This window comes from Nocardia beijingensis NBRC 16342, assembly GCF_001612785.1.
GTDB classification, from domain to species: Bacteria; Actinomycetota; Actinomycetes; order Mycobacteriales; family Mycobacteriaceae; genus Nocardia; species Nocardia beijingensis.
This window is the reverse complement of sequence record NZ_BDBC01000076.1, coordinates 1-21414: the sequence shown is the minus strand read 5'-3', so window position 1 is coordinate 21414 and position 21414 is coordinate 1. Positions and strand designations below refer to the sequence as shown.

15 protein-coding genes, 1 tRNA gene and 1 pseudogene are annotated in these 21414 nt (G+C 69.4%); 9 read left to right on the top strand and 8 right to left on the bottom strand.

The features are described 5' to 3' along the window. The first annotated feature begins 1 nt into the window (after position 1). The 3 genes and pseudogenes from NB3_RS35750 to NB3_RS36885 all read left to right on the top strand — a co-directional run. A complete protein-coding gene (locus NB3_RS35750) occupies positions 2 to 1891 on the top strand; it encodes a TrbL/VirB6 family protein (RefSeq protein WP_169810775.1) in 1890 nt (629 codons plus the stop codon). Continuing rightward, complete coding sequence (locus NB3_RS32060; RefSeq protein WP_067810716.1) at positions 1888 to 4854, top strand: PrgI family protein; 2967 nt, start codon at positions 1888 to 1890, stop codon at positions 4852 to 4854. The genes NB3_RS35750 and NB3_RS32060 overlap by 4 nt, the downstream gene beginning before the upstream one ends. Positions 4855 to 5526: 672 nt before the next feature. Next, positions 5527 to 6525 (top strand): annotated as a pseudogene (locus NB3_RS36885) (recombinase family protein); the annotation flags it as partial. 357 nt (positions 6526 to 6882) lie between these two features. On the opposite strand, the gene NB3_RS32050 reads toward NB3_RS36885, so the two are convergent. From NB3_RS32050 to NB3_RS32030, 5 genes are all read right to left on the bottom strand, one after another. Next, positions 6883 to 7137 (bottom strand): hypothetical protein, encoded by a 255-nt coding sequence (locus NB3_RS32050; protein WP_067810710.1) that lies wholly within the window; start codon positions 7135 to 7137, stop codon positions 6883 to 6885. 308 nt (positions 7138 to 7445) lie between these two features. Continuing rightward, positions 7446 to 7521 (bottom strand) — tRNA-Arg (locus tag NB3_RS32045). A gap of 96 nt (positions 7522 to 7617) precedes the next feature. Continuing rightward, positions 7618 to 8421, bottom strand: coding sequence for a hypothetical protein (locus NB3_RS32040; protein ID WP_067810707.1), 804 nt, complete (start codon positions 8419 to 8421; stop codon positions 7618 to 7620). 74 nt (positions 8422 to 8495) lie between these two features. Next, a complete protein-coding gene (locus tag NB3_RS32035; RefSeq protein WP_067810704.1) occupies positions 8496 to 9965 on the bottom strand; it encodes a flavin-containing monooxygenase in 1470 nt (489 codons plus the stop codon). 80 nt (positions 9966 to 10045) lie between these two features. Then, positions 10046 to 11188, bottom strand: a complete 1143-nt coding sequence (locus tag NB3_RS32030) for an acyl-CoA dehydrogenase family protein (protein ID WP_067810701.1) — start codon at positions 11186 to 11188, stop codon at positions 10046 to 10048. 510 nt (positions 11189 to 11698) lie between these two features. Here NB3_RS32030 and NB3_RS32025 point away from each other — a divergent pair. From NB3_RS32025 to NB3_RS32015, 3 genes are all read left to right on the top strand, one after another. Beyond that, on the top strand, positions 11699 to 12091 hold the full coding sequence (locus NB3_RS32025) for an ArsR/SmtB family transcription factor (RefSeq protein ID WP_067810698.1): 393 nt from the start codon (positions 11699 to 11701) through the stop codon (positions 12089 to 12091). Beyond that, positions 12088 to 13104 carry a cation diffusion facilitator family transporter gene (locus NB3_RS32020; protein ID WP_067810696.1) on the top strand — a complete coding sequence of 339 codons (1017 nt, stop codon included), beginning with the start codon at positions 12088 to 12090 and terminating at the stop codon, positions 13102 to 13104. The genes NB3_RS32025 and NB3_RS32020 overlap by 4 nt, the downstream gene beginning before the upstream one ends. A gap of 507 nt (positions 13105 to 13611) precedes the next feature. Beyond that, a complete protein-coding gene (locus tag NB3_RS32015) occupies positions 13612 to 15249 on the top strand; it encodes a long-chain fatty acid--CoA ligase (RefSeq protein ID WP_067810693.1) in 1638 nt (545 codons plus the stop codon). Between the two features lie 15 nt (positions 15250 to 15264). Here NB3_RS32015 and NB3_RS32010 read toward each other — a convergent pair whose 3' ends face one another. The 3 genes from NB3_RS32010 to NB3_RS32000 form a co-directional block, all read right to left on the bottom strand. Beyond that, entirely contained in the window at positions 15265 to 15813 is a 549-nt protein-coding gene (locus tag NB3_RS32010; protein WP_067810690.1) for an HD domain-containing protein, read from the bottom strand. A 124-nt stretch (positions 15814 to 15937) separates the two neighbouring features. Then, a complete protein-coding gene (locus NB3_RS32005) occupies positions 15938 to 16330 on the bottom strand; it encodes an SCO5389 family protein (protein ID WP_067810688.1) in 393 nt (130 codons plus the stop codon). A 62-nt stretch (positions 16331 to 16392) separates the two neighbouring features. Next, positions 16393 to 17439 carry a nitronate monooxygenase gene (locus NB3_RS32000; RefSeq protein WP_218020676.1) on the bottom strand — a complete coding sequence of 349 codons (1047 nt, stop codon included), beginning with the start codon at positions 17437 to 17439 and terminating at the stop codon, positions 16393 to 16395. A gap of 214 nt (positions 17440 to 17653) precedes the next feature. Here NB3_RS32000 and NB3_RS31995 point away from each other — a divergent pair, with 214 nt between their 5' ends. The 3 genes from NB3_RS31995 to NB3_RS31985 form a co-directional block, all read left to right on the top strand. Continuing rightward, positions 17654 to 18529: a M23 family metallopeptidase gene (locus NB3_RS31995; RefSeq protein WP_067810759.1), complete on the top strand. Its 876-nt coding sequence runs from the start codon at positions 17654 to 17656 to the stop codon at positions 18527 to 18529. Between the two features lie 142 nt (positions 18530 to 18671). Continuing rightward, a complete protein-coding gene (locus NB3_RS31990) occupies positions 18672 to 19655 on the top strand; it encodes a helix-turn-helix domain-containing protein (RefSeq protein ID WP_067810679.1) in 984 nt (327 codons plus the stop codon). A gap of 291 nt (positions 19656 to 19946) precedes the next feature. Then, a partial coding sequence (locus NB3_RS31985) for a non-ribosomal peptide synthetase (RefSeq protein ID WP_157112127.1) occupies positions 19947 to 21414 on the top strand: 1468 nt, incomplete at its 3' end.

The window sequence follows — 21414 nt, the reverse complement described above, 5'->3', positions numbered from 1 at the left end:
CGTGAACGCCCCGGTCCCCACCCGCGCCGCGCCCGCTTGCGGGCTGCGGGCACAGCGCACGGGCCGCGCCGTCGCGGCCACGATGGCGGTGGCGCTCGCCGCGGTACTGCTCACCCTCACCAGCATCGTGAGCGCCGCCGCGCAACCACCGACGCCGCCCGTGCCGGTGCCCTCGGCTCCGACGACACCCGCACCCACCACCACACCGGCTCCGACCTCGGGGGTGCCACCGTCACGCTGGGTCACGCCTCCACCCACCACCGCCCCGGCATCGCCCACTCCAGGTGCTCCCGACTCGACGGCCCCCACCCCGGCCACGCCGGGGGCGGGGGCGGGTGAGTGCGGGGTGAGCAACATCTCCGGGTGCGTAGCGAAAGCTATCGACGGGTTCTTCCAGCGGCTGGTCGATTCCGCGCTCAACCCGCTGCTGGACCTGCTGTCACACACCCTGCTCACCACCCCCGAACCCGGCGAGCTGCCGCAGGTGGGAGCACTGTGGTCGCAGTCGTGGCAGTTGGTGGCCGCGATGTATGTGCTGGTGGTGATGGCGGCCGGGGTGCTGCTGATGGTGCGCGAGACCCTGCAGACCCGGTGGTCGATCCGCGAGCTGGCACCACGACTGGCGGTGGGGTTCATCGCCGGAGCGATGAGCATGGTCATCGCCACCACCGCGATCGGGTTCGCCAACGCCCTCGCCCAAGCTCTCGCCGGCAACGGCGTCGACTCCGATTCGGCGGCAGCGGCCTTGACCGAGTTGACCGCGACCGGCGGCACCCAGAGCGGAGTCTTCGCGCTGCTGTTGATGGTCGCGCTGATGGTGATGCTGGTCGTGCTGCTGGTCGCCTACGTGGTGCGCGTCGCGGTCACCGTCCTGCTCATCGTCGCCGCCCCTTTGGCGTTGATGTGCCACGGGTTGCCGGGCACCGAGGCGGTGGCGCGGTGGTGGTGGCACTCGTTCGCGGCGTGCCTGGCGATCCAGGTGGTGCAGTCACTGACGTTGGTGACGGTGCTGCGAGTGTTCCTCACCCCCGGCGGATGGGAATTCTTCGGCCCCAACGCCAATGGGATCGTGGACCTGATCGTGGCACTCGCCCTGATGGGCGTGCTGATCAAGACCCCGTTCTGGCTGCTATCGGTTCTCAAGATCGGGCACGGCCGCAGCCTCGTCGGCTCGATCGCGCGCAGCTACGTCGTCTACAAAACCTTCGGCCTGCTCAAGGGCGGCGGGCACACCCCCGGCGGGGCGCGTGCGGCTGCGGCCACACCCCGCCAGCCACGACCACCCCGGCGGGCCGCTGTGACCGGGCCATCCGACCCCTACAGCCGGGTACGCGCCACCCGCGACGGCCAGTTGATGCTGCCCCTGGAAGGCGTGCGCCGGGCCCGGCGGCCACCGAACCCGAACAACGCCGCGCACCCCGACGCGACGAGCACCGCCTCGGCTCGTGCGGTCCGCGCTCCGCGCGGCAGGCAACTCGCCTTCGACTTCACCCCGCCCGACCCTTACCGGGGGATCCGTCCCGGGCGCGACGGTCAGTACCCGTTGCCGATCCCCGTTGCCCGCGTGAAACCCATGCCCTCGCCCGAACCACCTCGCGCACCGACGCGGGTGTCGGTGCCGCGAGCCCGCCGACCCGAGCAACTCGCCTTCGATTTCGCACCACCGTCACCCCCGGCCGACCCCTACGAGCGGATCCGGCCGACGCGCAGCGGTCAGTACCCGCTGCCGTTCCCGGTGACCCGCGTGAAACCCGCACCGCCGCCGCGCACGCCACCGCAACCGCCCCCGCCGCCGGTGCGTTCGGCCGGGCGGCAATTGCATCTGCCGTTGCCCGACCTGCCCGTGCGCCGACGCGCCCCCCGCGCTCCCCGAGGAGGAAAGCTTCGATGACCACGACCGTGCGAATCCCCGCCGATGTCGAACGCAGCGACCGGCTACTCGGCCCCTTCACCGCCCGCCAGCTCACCATCCTCGCCACCACCGCCCTGCTGTTGTACGCGGCATGGATCGCCACCCGGGCCGTGGTCGCCCCGCTGGTGTACCTGGCCGTGGTCGCCCCGATCGCCGCCGTGGTGACCGTCGCCATCCTCACCCGCCGCGACGGACTGCCCGCCGACCTACTGCTGGTAGCCGCGATCCGACACCGCCTCCGGTCACGTCACCTCGTGGCCGAATCCGAGACAGGTGTGCTCGCGGCGCCGAGGTGGGTCACCGACCGCGCCACCCGAGGTCGGCCTCAACCACCGGTTCCGGCGGCGTTGTCGGCGCGAGAGTTGCGGCTACCGCAGTCGATCACCCCCAGTGGTGGCGGTGTCGGAGTTATCCACCTCGGGGAAGACGGGCTGGCTGTCGTCGCGGTCGCGGGCACCCTCAACCTTGCCCTGCGCACCCCGGCCGAACAAGACAGCCTCGTCGGGCAACTCGCGGGCTGGCTACACACCCTGCGCCAACCCGTCCAGATCCTCATCCGCTCAGCCCGCCTGGACCTGTCCGCGCACCTCGCGTCCCTGCACACTGCCGCACTCGACATGTCCCCGGACCTGGCTGCCGCCGCCCACGACCACGCCGCGCACCTGGCCGAGCTGGCGGCCGGGGACCACCTCACCCGCCGCCAGGTCCTGTTGATCTGGAGAGAACCCCTCGACAGCCCCGCCGCCGCGACCTCACCCGGACGACGGCTGCTCGGGCGAAGCCGGACTCGCCGCGGCTTGTCGGCCGCCGCGCGTCGTGGAGCGGAGTCGCGCCTGCTGCGTCGCATGACCGAGGCGGCCGACGTCCTCGCCCCGCTGGGGATCACGGTCACCGCCCTCGATGACATCCAGGCCACCGCTGTCCTGACCGCCTGCGCCAACCCCGAAACACTCGTCTCAGCCACCGCCGACACCACACCCCGCGACGCCATCATCACCACCACCGCATTCGCCGACACCGATCCCGACTCCTTCCCCGAGGACCCGTTCGCCCGCCAGAGCGGGGCGAGCTACGCGCCGGAAGCATTGACGATCGGCACCCGCCACCTCGAAATCGGTGGCGATTGGGCGGCGACTGTCGCGGTCACCGGATACCCGCGAGAAGTGACCGCCGGGTGGCTCGCGCCGCTGCTGTCGCATCCTGGGCGCGTCGAAGTCGCTGTGCACATCGACCCCGTCGACCCGGTCACCGCCGCCACCCGGCTGCGCCACCAACTTGCCAGGTTGGAGTCCTCCCGGATGCACGACGCCAGCCGGGGCCGCCTGTCCGACCCGCAGGTCGATGTCGCGGTCGAGGACGCCGCCGACCTGTCCGCGCGGGTGGCGCGTGCGGAGGCCCGGTTGTTCCGGGTCGGGGTGTACCTCACCGTGCACGCCGACACAGAAGTCGAGCTGGCCGACGAGGTCGCCGCCGTGCGGGCCTTGGCCGCGAGCCTGCTCGTGGACACCTGCACCCTGTCCTACCGCGCCGCCCAAGCCTGGACCACCACCCTGCCCCTCGGGCTCGATTTGATCCGCGTGCGGCGCACCTTCGACACCACCGCGCTCGCCGCGGCGTTCCCCTTCGACTCCCCGCAACTGCCGGTGCCCGACCCGGCCCAGGCCACACGCCCGGAAGGTGTGCTCTACGGCCGCGACGCCGCCTCGGGGCTGGTGTTCGTGGACCGATTTGCCCCCGAGGCCCACAACCACAACATGGTCGTCCTCGGCCGCAGCGGGGCGGGCAAGTCCTACCTGGTCAAAACCGAAATCCTGCGGTCGCTGTATCGCGGTATCGAGCAGGTCGTCATCGACCCCGAAGACGAATACCGCCGTCTCGCTACAGCGGTCGGCGGCACCCACATCCGACTCGGTACCAGCGGGGGACGGCTCAATCCGTTCGACCTGGAGATCCACACCCGCCCTGATGGCCGCCGCACTGCCCCCGCCGACGCCCTCACACGGCGAAAGCTGTTCCTGCACACCCTTGTCGCGGTCCTGCTCGGCGACCAAACCCCTGCCCAACGGGCGGCATTGGACACCGCTCTCGCCGAGACCTATGCCGCTGCCGGGATCACCGACGACCCCGCCACCTGGACGCGGCCCGCCCCGACCCTGAGCCGATTACGGGACGAGCTAGCTCGCATTGCTACACCGGCCGCGGAGGAGTTGGCTGCCGCCCTGCACCCCTATGTCGGTGGCGGCGCATATGCGGATTTGGTGGACGGGCCGACCACCACCGACCCCGAGGGCGGACTGATCGTGTTCTCCCTACGCGAGCTGCGGGAGGAGTTGAAGACGATCGGGACCCTGCTCGTGCTGGACGCGACGTGGCGGCGAGTGTCGAGCCCGGCGAATCGGCGGCCCCGCATGATCACCGTGGACGAAGCGTGGCTGCTCATGCGCCAACCCGCCGCCGCCGAGTTCCTGTTCCGGGCCGCGAAGAGTTTCCGCAAACACTGGGCCGGACTCACCGTCGCCACCCAGGACAGCGCCGATGTCCTGTCCACCGAACTGGGGCGCGCGATCGTCTCCAACGCCGCCACCCAGATCCTGCTGCGTCAGGCACCCCAGGCCATCGATGAGGTCGCCGCCGCGTTCCGGCTCTCCGAGGGCGAACAACAGTTCCTGCTCTGCGCGGCACGCGGCAGCGGCCTACTCGCAGTCGGTGCCGACCGGGCCGTATTCGGGTCCCTGGCCTCACCCACCGAGAACGATTTGATCACGACCGACCCCAGCGAACTCGCCACCACCGACAGCGTCGACACCGACATCGATCTCGACCGGGTCCGGCCACTGGCACCGCTCACCGAACCCGACCCCGGCGACACGACCACGGCAACGGCAGGTCTCGGCGATGACGACGTCGGGGAAGAGGTGGTTGTGGACGGGCAGGTGGCATGAGCGCGGATTCGGGCGTTCCCGTCCCCCGACTGTCGTCTCCGCGCGTCGCGGGCGGCGCCCGCGACGCGCCAGGGGCGGCTGGTGGCGTGGTCGGGTAATTCCGGCCCCCGATCCGGCCGCTGGTCGCGATGGCGGGGCCGTGGCGGGGCCCGTGGGACCGGTTCGGGTCGGTGCGGCGTCAGAAGCATGGGGGGAGAAGACAGTTGACGACTCGACACCTACGGAGCGTTGATAGACCCCCGCAACCCCGACCGATCGGCACACCCGGACACAGCAACCACCGATACCCGGTGACAGTGCCACCCGCAGTAGGTGTGGTGGCGCACGGTCGGAAATGAAAGAAGAGGTGTTCATGGACAGCGAATCATCAGCGAGGCACACGGTTACGCCACTACACCGCCCCAGTGGGCCGCGCCGGTCGCGCCGACCCGCAGGCGGGCCGGTACCGACAGGGGTCGACGCACACGCGGGCGGGCTGACCGCGTCGTTCCGCATCCGCTACGTCCACGGCCCCGAGGCAGACGGGATCGCGGCCAACCAGGCGAAAGCGGTGGCCGCCCTGCTGCATTGGCTGGCCACCCAGGACCGAACGCAGACGACCGCTCCCGCACCGGCGGTAGTCGAGCTCGATGTTGCGGATGAGGATGTCGAAGAAGGGAAAGCCGCGTGAACATGCCCGAATACACAGGTCCCGGCGGCGCGAGCCTCCTTAACGCGGGAATGCCCGGATATGTCGGTTCTCCCGGACCGGACGTGCTCGGGATCGGTGGTACCGCGCCGGTACCGGTGGCGGTGTTCCTGCGGACCTCGACCCGGGACTTGCAGGACCCGACGTTGTCGCTGCCGCGCCAGTTGGACAACTGCCGCAAAGTATTACCGTCCGGGTTCGTGATCGTGGCGTTCTTCTACGATGTGGAGTCCTCCCGCAAGGACCTCGAACAGCGCGGTCGCGGCAACGCGCACGAGGCGTTCGACATCCCGATTCCCCGCGACGGGGGATTGGCCGACCTGCTGGCCGAAGCACGCCACCCCAATCGCCGGTTCGAGGCAGTGGTGGTGGAGGAGATCGAACGCGCCGCGCGGTGGACCCATCAGTCCACTCAGCTCGAACACGAGTTGGAAACTGTTGGCGTGCCGCTGTACGCCGCCGATGAGGGGCCGATCTCGCTGTCGGAGAAACGCGCCACCCAGATCCTGGTGCGGCGCATGAAACAAGGTGTGGCCGAATGGTTCCTGCGCCACACTCTCGAACAGTCCTGGGAAGGCTACCGCGAACATGCCAAACAAGGCTGGAACATCGGCAAACCGCTCTACGGCTACCTCAACGAGCGGGTCCCGCACCCGGTCGCGGCCAAACGAGAAGAGGGACGCACCAAATCCCGACTCGTCGTGGACCCCGAACGCGCACCGGCGGTCGTGCGGATCTTCCAGCTGCGACACGACGAACACCTCGCCTACGAAGTGATCGCGGCGCGGTTGAACGTCGACCTCGACCGCTACCCGCCCCCGCAACCGAACCGGCCCGAGCGAGCCCGGGGATGCTGGACGCGATCGTCGGTGCGCGAGATCCTGATCAACCCTAAATACACCGGCTACATGGTGTGGAACCGGCGAGCCACCAAGAAAGGCGGCAAGCTCAACCCACCTGAGAAATGGGTCTGGTCACCCGAGCCCACCCACGAACCACTCGTCACCCGCGAAATGTGGGAAGCGGTACAGGCAAAGCGCACCATCCGGCAAGGATCGCGGATGAGCGGCAAGAACTCCCACCCCGCCACCATCCGCACCTACGTGCTGCGCTACTACGTGCACCACCAGCAATGCCACAAACGGATGTTCGGCAAAACCCGTAAGGGCTACGGCTACTACACCTGCCAGCCGCAACTCGACCGCGTCGGCAACCCCGAGGCGTACGCCGACCACCCCCCGACGGTGTACGTGCGCGAAGACGCACTACTAGAGTGCGTACAAACCTTCTTCAACGAGCGCGTGTTCGGTCCCGACCGCGCCACGCTGCTACGCCACCAACTACGCGACCACGACTCCAGCAACCGCGGCGACATCGAACAGCAGATCGCCGCGATCGAGAAGGCGGTCGCCGAGATCACCCGCCGTCAGAACAACCTCCTCGACGAGCGCGAATCCCGCAGCTTCTCCAGCGGTGACGAGATAGCCGACGCCTGGGCCGGACGACTGCGTCACCGGTTCGCCGAACTCGAACACGAACGCCGAACCAAGAACACCGCGCTTGAGGCGCTGCGCGAACAGGCCGCCCGACGACAACCGAACGCGCCCGACCTGATCGAAGATCTACCCCGACTCGCGCTGCAACTCACCATCGCCCCCGACGCCCTGCAACGCGATCTGTACGAGGCGTTCGGTCTCAAGATCGTCTACGACCACAACACCAAACGTGCCACCATCCACGCCACACTGACCACGGACACACTCCCCGCCGCCGCACAAGCCACCGCCGCGCTGACCGCTATCGCACCCCCGGAACCCGCCGTCGAGCCGCCGCCAGCATCAAACCAAACCAGCACACGGCCCGTCACAGGTAGGGCAACAACTGAAAAAGTTGCCCATGATGTTGGTGCCCTCGGCAGGATTCGAACCTGCGACACCCGCTTTAGGAGAGCGGTGCTCTATCCCCTGAGCTACGAAGGCTGGGTGGGTGGGTTTGTGGCCCGCCCGGGACGTTCGCAGTCTACCGGGTATCGGGCTCGGAGTCCGCATCGCTGTCGGGGAGGGCTGGTGGAGGGGTCAGAAGCCGCCGTCGAAGCCGCCTCCGTCGTAGCCGCCGCCGCCGTCATAGCCCCCGGAGTAGTCGCCACCCGAGTAGTCGCCTCCGTCGTACCCACCGGAGTAGTCCCCACCCTGGTCATACCCCCCGTTGTCCGCGGCCAGGCCGTCTTGGAATCCCTCGCCGTAGCCGCTCTCGAAGCCGTGGGCGTCGTAGCCGACTCCGGACATTCCGGAGAACAGGGAGGTGAACAGGAGGGCGGAGCCGATGCCCCAGGCGCCTGCGATCATCGCGGGCTTCCACCAGGGCTCGGAGTACCACCCGGCGGGTACGGGGCGTCCGGCCACTCGGCCGCCGGGGTAGTAGTTCGGGGTCGAGGCAGAGGGGTCGGGGGCGGCCGCGATTTGCCTGCCCTCGTATTCGACGACGCGTTTTTCGGTTACCTGTCCGGCGGTGTCCTGGCCGTCGAGGCCGGGGATCGCGGGGCCGGGGTCCATGTGCATGGCGGTACGCGCGGCCCTGATGTAGTACAGGCCTTCCACGGCGGTCTGTTTCGCGAGCCGTGCCTGGGTGGGGGTGCGGGCCTGGTCGAGCTGCGCGCCGGCTGCGAGATGCCGTTCGGCGGCGTCGGCCAGCGCCTGCGTGGCGGCGTCGTTGCTGCCGGAGAGGCTGTAGACCTGGCCGCCCAGCCGTTCGTTCACTTGCCTGGCGTCGGCGAGCGCGTCGGCCAGCTCGGTGGCTCTACGCTGTTCGCCCTGTTGTGACTGCCATATCAGTAAGACGATCAGCGCGCCGAGGACAAGGGCGATAAGCAGCCACAACATGGGCACCTCTTCCGCGAGATCTCGGACAATGCCAGTTTACTGTCGGCTAGCTGAGGTCCCGCTGAGTGTGCGGGTCACGGCGTCGCGGGCGCCTGCGCCTCGTCGTAGTCGGCCGGATCGAAAGTCCTGGTCTTCCAGCGGTAGAGGACGGTGGCGCCGGGCCAGTTGTTGGTGATGCGGCCCGAGGCGTTGCGGTACCAGCTGGAGCAGAAGTTCCACGGTGTGTCCTTCAACCGCTTCTGCAACCAGTCGTCCCAGCGCTGCTCCGCGGCCGGGCGGGCGGCGAGGTAGCGGCCCGGCCGATCGGCCAGGTACTGCACGACTTGGCGGATGTAGCGGGCCTGGGACTCGAGCATGTAGATGATGGAGCCCGCGCCGACGTTGGTGTTCGGGCCGTACATCATGAACAGGTTGGGGAACCCGGGTACCGAGAGACCGAGGTAGGCGCGGGCGCCTTCGTCGCCCCACACATCGGCCAGCTTGCGGCCGCCGAGGCCGTAGATGTTGATCGGCGCCAGGAACTCGGTGCCCTTGAAGCCGGTGCCGAAGATGATGACGTCCACGTCGTGCTCGACGCCGTCGGCGGTGCGGATGCCGGTCGGCGTGATCGCCTCGATGGCGGTGGTCTCCACGGTGACGTTCGGCTGCGCCAGCGCGGGGAAGTATTCGTTGGAGAACAGTCCGCGCTTGCACCCCGCCGCGTAGTCGGGGGTCAGCTTCGCGCGCAGCTCCGGGTCGGGCACCTGCTTTTCCCGGTGCCGGTCGGCCAACGCGATCACGGGGGTCTTGATCGACGGGATGTCGGTCAGGCCGAGGGCGAGCAATTCGAAGATCGACCAGATGGCGAAGCGCTCGGCGAGTCGGCTGGGCGGGAAGTACTTGAACAGCGCGTGGTGCACCGCGCTGTACTCGACGTCGGCCTTCGGCAGCACCCAGGCGGCGGAGCGCTGGAACAGCGTGAGGTGGCCCGCGGCCGGCTGGATGCGCGGGATGTACTGGATCGCGCTGGCGCCGGTGCCGATGCAGGCGATGCGCTTGCCGGTCAGGTCGACGTCGTGGTCCCATTCGGCGGAGTGGAAAGCCGGACCGGCGAAGGTGTCGATGCCGGGAATGTTCGGCAGCGCAGGGCGGGAGAGCTGGCCGACCGCGGGGACGAGGATGTCGGCGGTCAGTTGCGTGCCGTCGGCGGTGCGGACGGTCCACTGGCCGGTGCGCTCGTCGAACTCCGCGTCGGTCACCTCGGTGCCGAAGCGGATGAAGCGCCGCAGGCCGTGCCGGTCGGCGACGCCACGCATGTAGTCGTGGATGTCGCGCTGTTCGGAGAAACGCCGTGGCCAATCGGATTTCGGCTCGTAGGACCAGGAGTACAGCGGGGAAGGCACGTCGCAGGCCGCGCCGGGATAGGTGTTCTCGCGCCAGACGCCGCCGAGGTCGGTTGCGCGCTCCAGGATGGTGAAGTTGTCCAGCCCGGCCCGCCGCAGCTCCAGCGCGATGCCGAGCCCACCGAATCCGGCCCCGATGATGATGATGGACGGCGTCGTCATCTGCTCAGGGTACGAGCCGGTATCCGCAGGTCCGAAGACATCCGCGGTCATTCAATCGGCATTTACGGCCACCGGCGGCATCAGTTTCCGGCGAGCTGGCGCGCGATGACCAGGCGCTGAATCTGGTTGGTGCCCTCGAAGATCTGCATCACCTTGGCTTCGCGCATGTAGCGCTCGACCGGGAAGTCCTGGGTGTAGCCGTAGCCGCCGAAGACCTGGACCGCGTCGGTGGTGACTTTCATGGCGGCGTCGGTGGCGACGAGCTTGGCCACGCTGGCCTGGCGTGAGTAAGGCAGGCCCGCGTCGCGGCGGCGGGCGGCATCGAGGTAGGTGGCGCGAGCGGAATCCACGGCGGCGGCCATGTCGGCGAGGACGAAGCCGAGACCCTGGTGGTCGATGATGTGGCGGCCGAACGCCTCACGTTCCTTGGCATAGGCGACGGCCTCGTCGAGGGCGCGCTGCGCCAGGCCGGTGGCGACCGCTGCGATGCCGAGCCGGCCGGAATCCAAGGCGCTGAAGGCGATCGAGAGCCCCTGTCCCTCCGCGCCGACGCGACGTTCGGCGGGCAGGAACGCGTCGTCGTAGGCGGCGGTGGTGGTGGGCACGGCGCGCAGGCCCATCTTCTGCTCCGGCTTGCCGAAGCTGAGCCCTTCGGTGTCGCGGGGAACCAGGAAGCAGGAGATGCCACGAGAACCTTCGCCGGTGCGGGCGAACAGGGTGTAGAAATCGGCGCGGCCACCATTGGTGATCCACGCTTTGGCGCCGGTGATCCGGTAGCCGTCCGCCACCGGTGTCGCGCGGCAGCGCAGCGCGGCCGCGTCGGAACCGGCGTGCGGCTCGGACAGGCTGTAGGCGCCGATGGTCTCGCCGGAGAGCATGTCGGCCAGCCAGCGTTGCTTCTGCTCCTCGGTGCCGAAGGTGAACAGCGGATGGCAGGACAGGCTGTGCACGCTGACGGCGACCGCGACGGCGGCCCAGCGGGCGGCGAGTTCCTCGAGCACCTGGAGATACACCTCGTAGGGCTGCGCGCCGCCGCCGTATTCCTCGGGGTACGGCAGGCTGAGCAGCCCGGCCGCGCCCAGGGCGGGGAAGACGCCGTCGGGGAAGATCCCGGTCTTCTCGCACTCGGCCACGCGCGGTTCGAGCACCTTGTCGGCGATGTCGCGGGTCAGCTCCAGCAGGTCCCTGGCCTCGGGGGTGGGCAGCATTCGGTCCACTGGCATGTCGTCTACTCCACGGTCGCTCGATGCGTCTCTCGTGATTCACAGTAACGGGGTGTGGTCGGGCGCCCGATGGCTCGTTCATGTCGGCGGGTGGCCGTCGAGCGGGTCGCGGCCGGGCCGCACGGCTCGGGCCGGATCGCGCCGGATACCACGGATCCGGTGCAGAATGTTCCGATCGGAGCGCGGTGCAGCGCCGGAAGGGCCGTACTGCACGTGCAGTTGTGTGCACAGGTGCGCGTGAACATCGCTGCGACTCTGAGGCATTCACGCTGGTCACCGCCGCCCTTTGGGACGCATGCCCGAATGGTGGGAATGTCGTGCCGATCGGTTTGTCTCATTCGGGTGATATCGCTCCGCTCGTCTGGCGCACCGAAGCCACCGTCGGCTAAGACAGAAGACCTGTTCGGGTTTCGGGGTCGACCGGTGTGTCGGCGGCAACGCAGGGGGTGCCGCCGCCACATCGGCCCGGAGCGCTGGTAACGGCGCCCAGTTCTGCTCTAATATCTGCGTATGAATGCAGATAACCAGGAATTGCGTCCGCGTCTCGCGGAGGATCAGGTCGGACTGGTTGTCGAGGTGTTCCGAATGCTCGCCGATCCCACTCGGGTGCAAGTGCTCTGGGCGCTGGTCGACCGCGAACTGTCGGTGAACGACCTGGCCGGACAGGTCGGCAAGCCCGCGCCTTCGGTGTCGCAGCATCTGGCCAAACTGCGCATGGCTCGGCTGGTGAACACCCGCCGAGCGGGGACGACGATCTTCTATCGCCTGGAGAACGAGCACGTCCGTCAGTTGGTGGTGGACGCGGTGTACAACGCCGAGCACGCGGGGCCCGGTGTTCCCGCGCATCATCGTGGGGCCGGCGCGCTGCGCGAACTCCCCGGCCGAGACGAGGCGAGCGCATGACCCATCGGCACCACCACCATCACGACGGACATCACCGGCATCGTTCCGGTCCGTTCGGCGTGCTGCGGGAGATCTTCGTCCCGCACAGCCATGACGCCGCCGACAGCATGGACGACGCGCTGGAAGCCAGTGCGATCGGCATCAGGGCGGTGCGGATCAGTCTGGTCGTGCTCGGGTGCACCGCGGTGCTGCAACTGGTGATCGTCGCCGCGTCCGGCTCGGTGGCCCTCGCCGCGGACACCGTGCACAACTTCGGCGACGCGCTGACCGCGGTCCCGCTGTGGATCGCGTTCGCGCTCGGCCGCAAGGCCGCGACCCGTCGCTACACCTATGGTTTCGGCCGCGCGGAGGACTTGGCCGGTCTCTTCGTCGTCGCGATGATCGCCTTGTCGGCGTTGATCGCCGGATACGAGGCGGTGCGCAGGCTGCTCGATCCGGTGCCGCTGGAGCATCTGGGCTGGGTGGCCGCGGCCGGGTTGGTCGGGTTCATCGGCAACGAGACGGTCGCGTTGTACCGGATCCGCGTCGGCCGGCGGATCGGCTCGGCGGCGTTGGTCGCCGACGGCCTGCACGCGCGCACCGACGGGTTCACCTCCCTGGCCGTGCTGTTCGGTGCGGGCGGAGTGGCACTGGGTTTCCCGCTCGCCGACCCGATCGTGGGGTTGCTCATCACCGTCGCGATCCTCGCCGTGCTGCGCACCGCGGCACGCGACGTGCTGCGTCGTCTGATGGACGCCGTCGAGCCGGGGATGGTCACCGCGGCCGAGCGGGTGCTGGCCGCCGAGCCGGGTGTGCAGGGCGTGCGCAGCCTGCGGATGCGGTGGATCGGTCACCGCTTGCACGCCGACGTCGAGCTGGACGTGGCCCCGACGATCACGCTGGCGCAAGCCCATCGCGTCGCGCACGAGGCCCAGCACGCCCTGACCCATGTGGTGCCCAAGCTGGACACGGCGGTGGTGCACGCGTATCCGGCGCATGCCGAAGTGGCGGTCGACGGGACGGTGGGGACCTGAGGCGTCGGCGGTTGACCAGCAGAAACTGATGGCGTATGCCCTCGATTCAGGCGTGCGGTCTTGCCTCGCCACCGTTGCCCGCGGCGGCTTACCGTTGGGTAGCATCCCCCGTGTGATGTGGCTCATGGTCGATGCGTGCTGAACCATGCCGCCGCGTATTCCGACTTTCCCTGAATTGCCCGCCCTGGTGCTCCGCGGTCCCGACGCGGAAGATCGCGACGCAGGCGCGTCGATCGGCTCTGCGGTGCATCCGGCCGAGGTCGGCCTCGCCCGCGACCGCTCCGAGCGCGGACTGCGGCGCATGCGGCCGGTGTATCGCATCGGTGCGCATCAAGACCTCCGGGTCCGTGGGCGAGTCGTTGTCCACCGGACGCCGGGCCACGCGCTCGTTCTGTCTCCCGAAGTGATCCGCGGGGCGGGGTTGCCGCACGGGAGCACATCGGAGCCACGAAGGCCGCGACCGACTTGGCTTTCTGACGGGAAGTCACCGAAGAAAAAGGAGTTCCGATGTTGAGCACTATGCAGGACGAGCCGTTGTCGTTGGCCACGTTGCTGCGCTACGCATCGACGTTCGCCGGGGATTCCACCGTGTCCACGTGGACCGGCACCGGCGTGCGCACCATGACCTATCGCGAGGTCGGCGCCGAATCGGCGCGGTTGGCGAACGCGCTGCGCGGGCTCGGCATCGGCGTCGGCGACCGGGTCGGCACGTTCATGTGGAACAACAACGAGCACTTGGTCGCCTACATCGCGGTGCCCGCGATGGGCGCGGTGCTGCACGCGCTGAACATCCGGTTGTTCCCCGACCAGGTCGTGTACGTGGCCAACCACGCCGAAGACCAGGTGGTGCTGGTGGACGGCACGCTGGTGCCGCTGTTCGGCCAGATCCTGCCGCACCTGACGACCGTCCGCCACGTCATCGTGGTCAACGGCGACGCGGCCACGCTCACCGCGCCGGAGGGTGTGCAGGTGCACGCCTACACCGAGTTGCTGGGCGGGCAGCCGGACACCTACGACTTCCCGGTGATCGATGAGCGCTCCGCCGCGGCGATGTGCTACACCTCCGGCACCACGGGCGACCCGAAGGGCGTGGTGTACTCGCACCGCTCGAACTGGCTGCACGCCATGCAGGTCGCCGCGAACAACGGGATGGGCCTGTTCGAAAGCGACAACATCCTGGCCATCGTCCCGCTGTTCCACGCGAACGCCTGGGGCCTGCCGTACGCGGCGCTGATGTCGGGCGCGAATCTGCTGATGCCGGACCGGTTCCTGCAGCCGGGCCCGCTGCTGGAGATGATGGCCGCGCAGCAGCCGTCCTTCGCCGCCGCGGTGCCGACCATCTGGGGCGGGGTGCTGGCGGCGCTGGCGGCGAACCCGCAGGACATCACGCATCTGCGCGCGGTGGTGGTCGGCGGCTCCGCGGTGCCGCCGTCGATGATGCGCACTTTCGAGGACAAGCACGGCGTGCGGGTGCTGCACGCGTGGGGCATGACCGAGACCTCGCCGCTGGGCAGCGTGGCGCATCCGCCCGCCACGGCGGTCACCGACGAGCAGAAGTGGGCCTATCGGGTGACCCAGGGCCGCTTCCCCGCCGGCGTGCAAGCGCGTCTGGTCGGCGACAACGGCGTGGTGCCCAACGACGGTGAGTCGCTGGGCGAGCTGGAAGTGCGCGGCCCGTGGATCACCGGCTCGTACTATTCGCCGGACGGCGCCGCGGTCGATCCGGAGAAGTTCCACGACGGCTGGCTGCGCACCGGCGATGTCGGCAAGATCAGCCCCGACGGCTATCTCACCCTGGTGGACCGGTCCAAGGACGTGATCAAGTCCGGTGGCGAGTGGATCTCGTCGGTGGATCTGGAGAACGCCGTGATCGGGCACCCCGCGGTCGCCGAGGCGGCGGTGATCGGCGTGCCGGACGAGAAGTGGGACGAGCGCCCGCTGGTCGCGGTGGTGCTGGCCGAGGGAGCCGAGGCCAAGCCGGAGGAGTTGCGCGACTTCCTCGCCGACAAGTTCGCCAAATGGCAGCTGCCGGAACGCTGGACCTTCATCGCCGAGGTGCCGAAGACCAGCGTGGGCAAGTTCGACAAGAAGCGGCTGCGCAGCCAGTACGCCGACGGCGACCTGGACGTCACCACGCTCGCCTGAGATCGCCGCCCTACGTCACCACTTCAGCACCGGCAGTGGTGACGTGGGGTGACTGCGCAGCCGCCGCGCGGCAAGGGTGACGAGCCTGCGGTGGAAGCCGTGGTCGGGATAGCGCTTCGCCAGCTCGCGATAGATTCCGCGGGAGATGCCGAATCGGCCGAGCAAGCCGAGTTCGACGTCGATCGCGTCGGCGCGCCGGAAGATCTCGACCGGGTCGTGCGGCGGTCCTGCGGGACGGAGCTTGTGGTGCTGGTCGATCATCGCCACCACCAGTGCGGTCAGGTCGTCGCGGTCGATGCTCGCCAGCCAGGCGCGCGCCTGATCGCAGGAGGGGGCGAGGTAGTCGAAGGTGCCCGCCGACCAGATGCCGATGTCGTGCAGGACGGCCGCGGTGAGGAACTCCTCGCGGGTGCTCGGCGGGGTTTGCCGTTCGTCGGCCATGAGGTCGCACAGCGACAGAACGCGCAGCACGTGATTGGTGTAGGCGGCGCGGTCCGCCCCGAGCTGTTCGCGCCACGGCGCGAGCCGGGCCTCGACCTCATCGCGAAGATCGTTGCTGCTCATGGCGGTTCACCCTACGCGCAGACCGCCGCGGCGGGCGGCGGCGACGCGCGGGCACGGCGCCGGATACACGAGAACACCCGGCGCGGGCGAAACTGTTTGCCGCGCCGGGTGTTCGGTTCGTGGATCAGCAGTTGCGCAGTTCCGGGCTCTGGTTGAGCAGCTGGGCCCTGGTGCCGATGAACGTGGTGTAGGTCTCGCCGCCGACCGCGGAGAGCGGGAACGCGGCGACCCGGTGGCAGTTCTGGAAGGCGAGCTTCACGCCGAAATGCCGTTCCAGTCCGCCGCGAATCGCGTCGGAAGCCATGGCGCGCAGCAGTTGTCCACGCGCCGTCTCGTCGGGCGGCGCGATCGTGTTGTCGGCGAACTCCGCCGTGCCCGAGCGCAGGTCGTCGGCCACGCGGCTGACCACTTCCCAGGCGTAGGGCAGCGAAGTGCGCACGACCTCGACGAAGTCGGCGTCGTCGACCTCGCCGCGCTCGGCGCGTTCGAGTAGTGCGGTGGGGACATCAAGGGACATGGCGCTCTCCTCCAGTGCTGGACGTCGATGCGATGCCACTGAAGTCTAAACGAAAGTCGTTGTCAATAATGCTGGATTCGGCGTGAAAGCGCTTTTTCCAGTGCGGCTTTCGTGTCGGCGGCCAGGGTCGCGACCAATTCGCCCGCGGGTAGCTCGGGTGCCAGCTCGTGGGTTTGGCCCGCCCAGAGGTTGACCTCGTCGGGGTTGCCCGCGGCCCGTGCGGCGGCGCGCAGCGGGGCGGTGGCGTAGTGGATCTCCGGGTAACCGGTCGGCGCTGTTGCGGTGTGGCGCACCAGGAATCGATTGCGCAACCCGCGTGCCCTGCGCCCGGTGAACGCGCGGGTGAGCATGGTCGGAGTATCGGAGGTCAGCGCGGCGCGGTGCACCTGATTGGTGCCCGCCTCGGGGCAGCGCAGGAACACCGTGCCCAGCTGCGCGGCCGCGGCGCCCGCCGCCAGCGCGGCGGCGATGCCGGCGCCCGTCGCGAGGCCGCCGGAGGCCACCAGTGGCCGATCGGTGGCGGCGGTGAGCAATTGCAGCAGCGCCAGCAGGCCGAGTGGGTCGGTGGCGTCATCGGCGGGGCGATCCGTGAACGTCGCGCGGTGGCCGCCCGCCTCCGCGCCCTGGGCGATGAGCACGTCGGCGCCCGCCTCGACCGCGACGCGCGCCTCGGCCACCGAGGTGACGGTGACCCAGACCTCGGAACCCGCGGCGTGCAGCCGGTCGATGTCCGCGGGGCTCGGGCAACCGAAGGTGAACGACACGGCCGCGACCGGATCGGCGACGAGCAGGTCGAGTTTGGCGTCCCAGTCGTCGGTGTCGAAGCGCGGATCGCCGAGTTCGTGCTCGGCGCCGAGTTCGTTCAAGTAGTCCGCGAGGTCGGCGGCGGGAGTCGGCGGGCCGGGCACGAACAGATTGACGCCGAACGGCTTGCCGGTGGCCGCGCGGGTCGCCGCGATCCGCGCCGCGGTGTCGGCGGCGCTCAGATATCCGGCGGCCAACTGGGCGAAACCGCCCGCCTCGGTCACCGCGGCGGTCAGCTCGGGGGTGGATGGGCCGCCCGCCATCGGGGCGAGCGCGATCGGGACGTCCAACTGGTCGATGATCACGGTCCGATTGTCGCGCATTCGCGGATTTGGACATGTGACCCGGGCCTCACCAGCGTTTTTCCGCCGGAAGGTTGCGGAATGGTCACGACGCGGTAGAGTTCCCGTCACAACGGATGCCAAACCGTTATTTCGCCCGGCTCTACCGGATCGTTATCGAACCGGTTCGGCTCGGGCTCCGGCATCCCGGACCCTGTTGTACGACCGAGGACTCAGCTTGTCGCAGCACCGTGTAGGCCCCAGTTCCATTACCGTCCAGAGCCTCCTCGGCGACGGCGGCGAAACGGGCCGTCCGACGCGGCACCGCGCCGAGCCGTCCGCCACCGAGCGAGTCAAGGCCGCCGCCACCGCCGCGGTCGCGGCGGGTGCCCTGATCGGCGCTGCCAGCCAGGTCGCTCCCGCGCTCGCTTACGCGTCGCCGCTGCTGCCCGGTTCGCACGATACCGAGGAAGAGACGCAGGCCGCGCCCGCCACGGTGAAGGGGACGAGCATCCTTCCGGTCGCCGAGGCGAAGGCCGCCGCCACGCCGGTGGCGCAGCCCGCGCCGGAGCCCGCCGCGGTGGCGGGGCAGATCGCCGCCCCGGTCGCCGCGCCGTTCGGCATTCCCAATCTCCCCCCGGAACTCGCCGGTCCCCTGGCGCAGGCCGAGGAGGCCCTCAAGGGCGTGCAGCAGCAGGTCGCCCCGGCGCCCGCGGTGCGCCCGGTGGCCGGGGAGATCAGCTCCGGCTTCGGCAGCCGCTGGGGCGCCATGCATTACGGCCTCGACTTCGCCGACGCGCTGGGCGCGCCGATCCACTCGGTCAGCAGCGGCAAAGTCATCGAGGCGGGACCGGCCTCCGGCTTCGGCTTGTGGGTGCGCGTGTTGCAGGACGACGGCACAACCGCGGTCTACGGCCACGTGAACGAGATGTTCGTGCACGCGGGCCAGCGGGTGAACGCGGGCGACGTGATCGCCACCGTCGGCAACCGGGGTCAGTCCACCGGTCCGCACCTGCACCTGGAGATCTGGGACCAGTCGGGCACCAAGATCGACCCGATGCCCTACCTCGCCGCCAAGGGCGTGCCTCTGGAGTGGGGCCCGTCCGCGCACTGATTTCCCTGTCCGGCTTGATATTCCGATCAGCGCACGGTTGCGCGCAGCGTAGCCTCCCGCGTTCAGGTGACGTGCGAGGCGGTTCGCGCGCGGGTCTCGTGGACCTGCCCCATGGGCACCGGTCGGTCGCTAGGCTCGGGCCGTGATCGAGCTGGGCGACATCTTCGAGCCTGGGTCACCGCACGGCCGCGCATACGCCGTGCTGGTGCACCATCCCCGGTCGAGTCTCGCCGATATCGCGCAGTACCTGGGCGTTTCGGAAGACCTGGCCGCGGAATCGCTGGATGTGTTGTGTGAACTGCACGCCGCGATCCGCATCGAGTCGCCCGACGGCGAACCGTTGTGGGACGCGCACGCGCCGGAATCGCTGTCCGAAGCCGAGGCACGGCGAAGGCAGCAGGAGATCAACCAGATGCACGCTGCCGCAGCCCGATTGAGCGAGACGTTCCGCTCGGTGCGCCGCTCGCCGCGCGGCAACGGCGCGGTGGTGCCGGTGTACGAGCGGCTGGAGATGTTGGCGGATTTCGAAGAGATGCAGACCGGCGCGCGCAGCTGCGTGAAGCTGGTCGAGCGCGGGCCCTATCTCAGCGATCCCGAGCGCGAGCGCCGGCTGTTCGAACTCAAACGGACCAGGCTCGCCGAAGGCATCCGCTACCAGACCCTGTATCAGGACACCGTCTATCAGGACCCGGATCGCCTGCGGCACGCGCTGTCGACCAACGCGGGCGGCGCGCAGGCCAGAACCCTGCCCGACCCGCCGTTCAAACTGATCATCAGTGACGACCAGCGCGCCAGCCTGGTGCTGCACGCCGACGACCGCAGGCCCGACCCGATGGGTCTGCGCATCACCGGATCGCCCACGCTCGAGTTGCTGATCAAGACGTTCGACGTGCTGTGGACCATGGCCGCGCCGATCTCGGTGAATCCGGCCGCCGAGGCGCTGGACGAACGCGACCGCGCGATCCTGACCCTGATGGGACTCGGCGCGACCGATGACACCATCGCGCGCAGGCTCGGGATGTCCCGGCGCACGGTGGTCCGCCGGACCGCACGGCTGCTGGAGCGTCTCGGGGCGAGCACGAGATTCCAGGCGGGGGTGCAAGCCACGCGGCGCGGCTGGCTGTGAGCAAACTCACCGATTCGGGTGGTCCTGCAACACGACTGCGTCCGCACCGATATAACGGCAGGAATCAGGCAAGACACCGATTCCAGGGGGCGGCTGGTGTGCGACGAGAGGACCGCACACAACCAGGGGGCGCGGGACCGTAGCGACGGCACCCGCGGCAATCCAATACAGCGCGCGGGTTCAGTGGTCAGCCCCTTATATGATTGCTCGGTCCGCGCTGGCCCCGGATAACAAGCCCTGAGCAGGGTAGAGCCCGGGTCCTGGCTCGATGCGAGAGGTGAATGCACTCGAATGGAAACCGCCCGTCGCTCTGCTCGCGGTAGCCGTCGCCGCAGGTCGGGCAGTCCGCTCTTCGCGCAGCTGCTCACCGCCGCCGTCGAGTCCGCCGCCACCGAAGTCGCGATCCGGTTCAACCCGACGGGGGACCCGGCCGACGATCGCGAACTCACCTACGCCGAGCTGGACGCGGCGTCCTCGCGGCTGGCCAGGGAGCTGATCGAGCGCGGTGTCGGGCCCGGCGACGTGGTCGCCATCGGAATCTCGCGCAGCGTGGAGTCGGTGCTCGCCGTCTGGGCGATCGCCAAGACCGGCGCGGCCTACGTGCCGGTGGATCCGACCTACCCCACCGACCGCATCAACCACATCGTCGCCGACTCCGGCGCCACGGTGGGCCTGACCACCTCGGCGCACCGCCCGGTGCTCGGCACCGGCGTCTACTGGATCGAACTGGACGACCCGGTGCAGGCCGCGCGCATCGCCGCGCGCCCCGAGCATCCCATCTCCTACACCGACCGGGTCCGCCCGCTGGACGAGCGGCACCCGGCCTATGTCATCTACACCTCCGGGTCGACGGGCAAGCCGAAGGGCGTCGTGGTCACCCACAGCGGCCTGGCCGGACTGGTCGCGGCGGAGCGCGAGCACTACGGCGTGACGGAGGACTCCCGCGTCTTGCACGTCTGCTCGCCGAACTTCGACGTCTCGGTGCTGGAACTGCTGCTGGCCTTCTCCTCCGGCGCGACGCTGGTGATCGCGCCGCCGGATGTGTTCGGCGGTTTCGAGCTGGCGGATCTCCTGCGCCGCGAGCACGTCACGCACATGCTCATCACGCCGGGCGCGCTGGAGTCGGTGGATCCGGACGGGCTGGACGACCTGCAGGCCGTGGTGGTGGCCGGTGACAAGTTCGGCCCCGAGCTGGTCGGACGCTGGGCGGCCGAGCGCGAGTTCTACAACGGCTACGGGCCCACCGAGGCGACGATCCTGGCCACCAGCACGCCACCGATGACGCCGGGCGAACCGATCACGATCGGCACGGCCATCCCGGGAGTCGGCGCGTTCGTGCTGGACTCGCGGTTGCGCCCGGTGCCGGCCGGGGTGGTCGGCGAGCTGTATCTCTCCGGCCCCGCGCTGGCGCAGGGCTACCTCAACCGGCCCGGCCTGACCGCGGAGCGCTTCGTCGCCAGCCCGTTCGGCGCCGAGAGCGGCAACCACGGCGCGCGGCTGTATCGCACCGGTGACCTGGTGCGACGCACCGAGACCGGCGGCCAGGACGGCGGGGTCATCGAATATCTGGGCCGCTCGGACTTCCAGGTGAAGATCCGCGGTTTCCGCATCGAACTCGGCGAGATCGACAACGCTCTCACCAGCCATCCCGACATCGACTTCGCGGCCACCCTCGGCAAGACGCTGCCTTCGGGCGCGACCGCCCTGGTGGCCTATGTGCTGCCGCGACCCGGCGCCGACGTGGACACCGGCGTGCTCT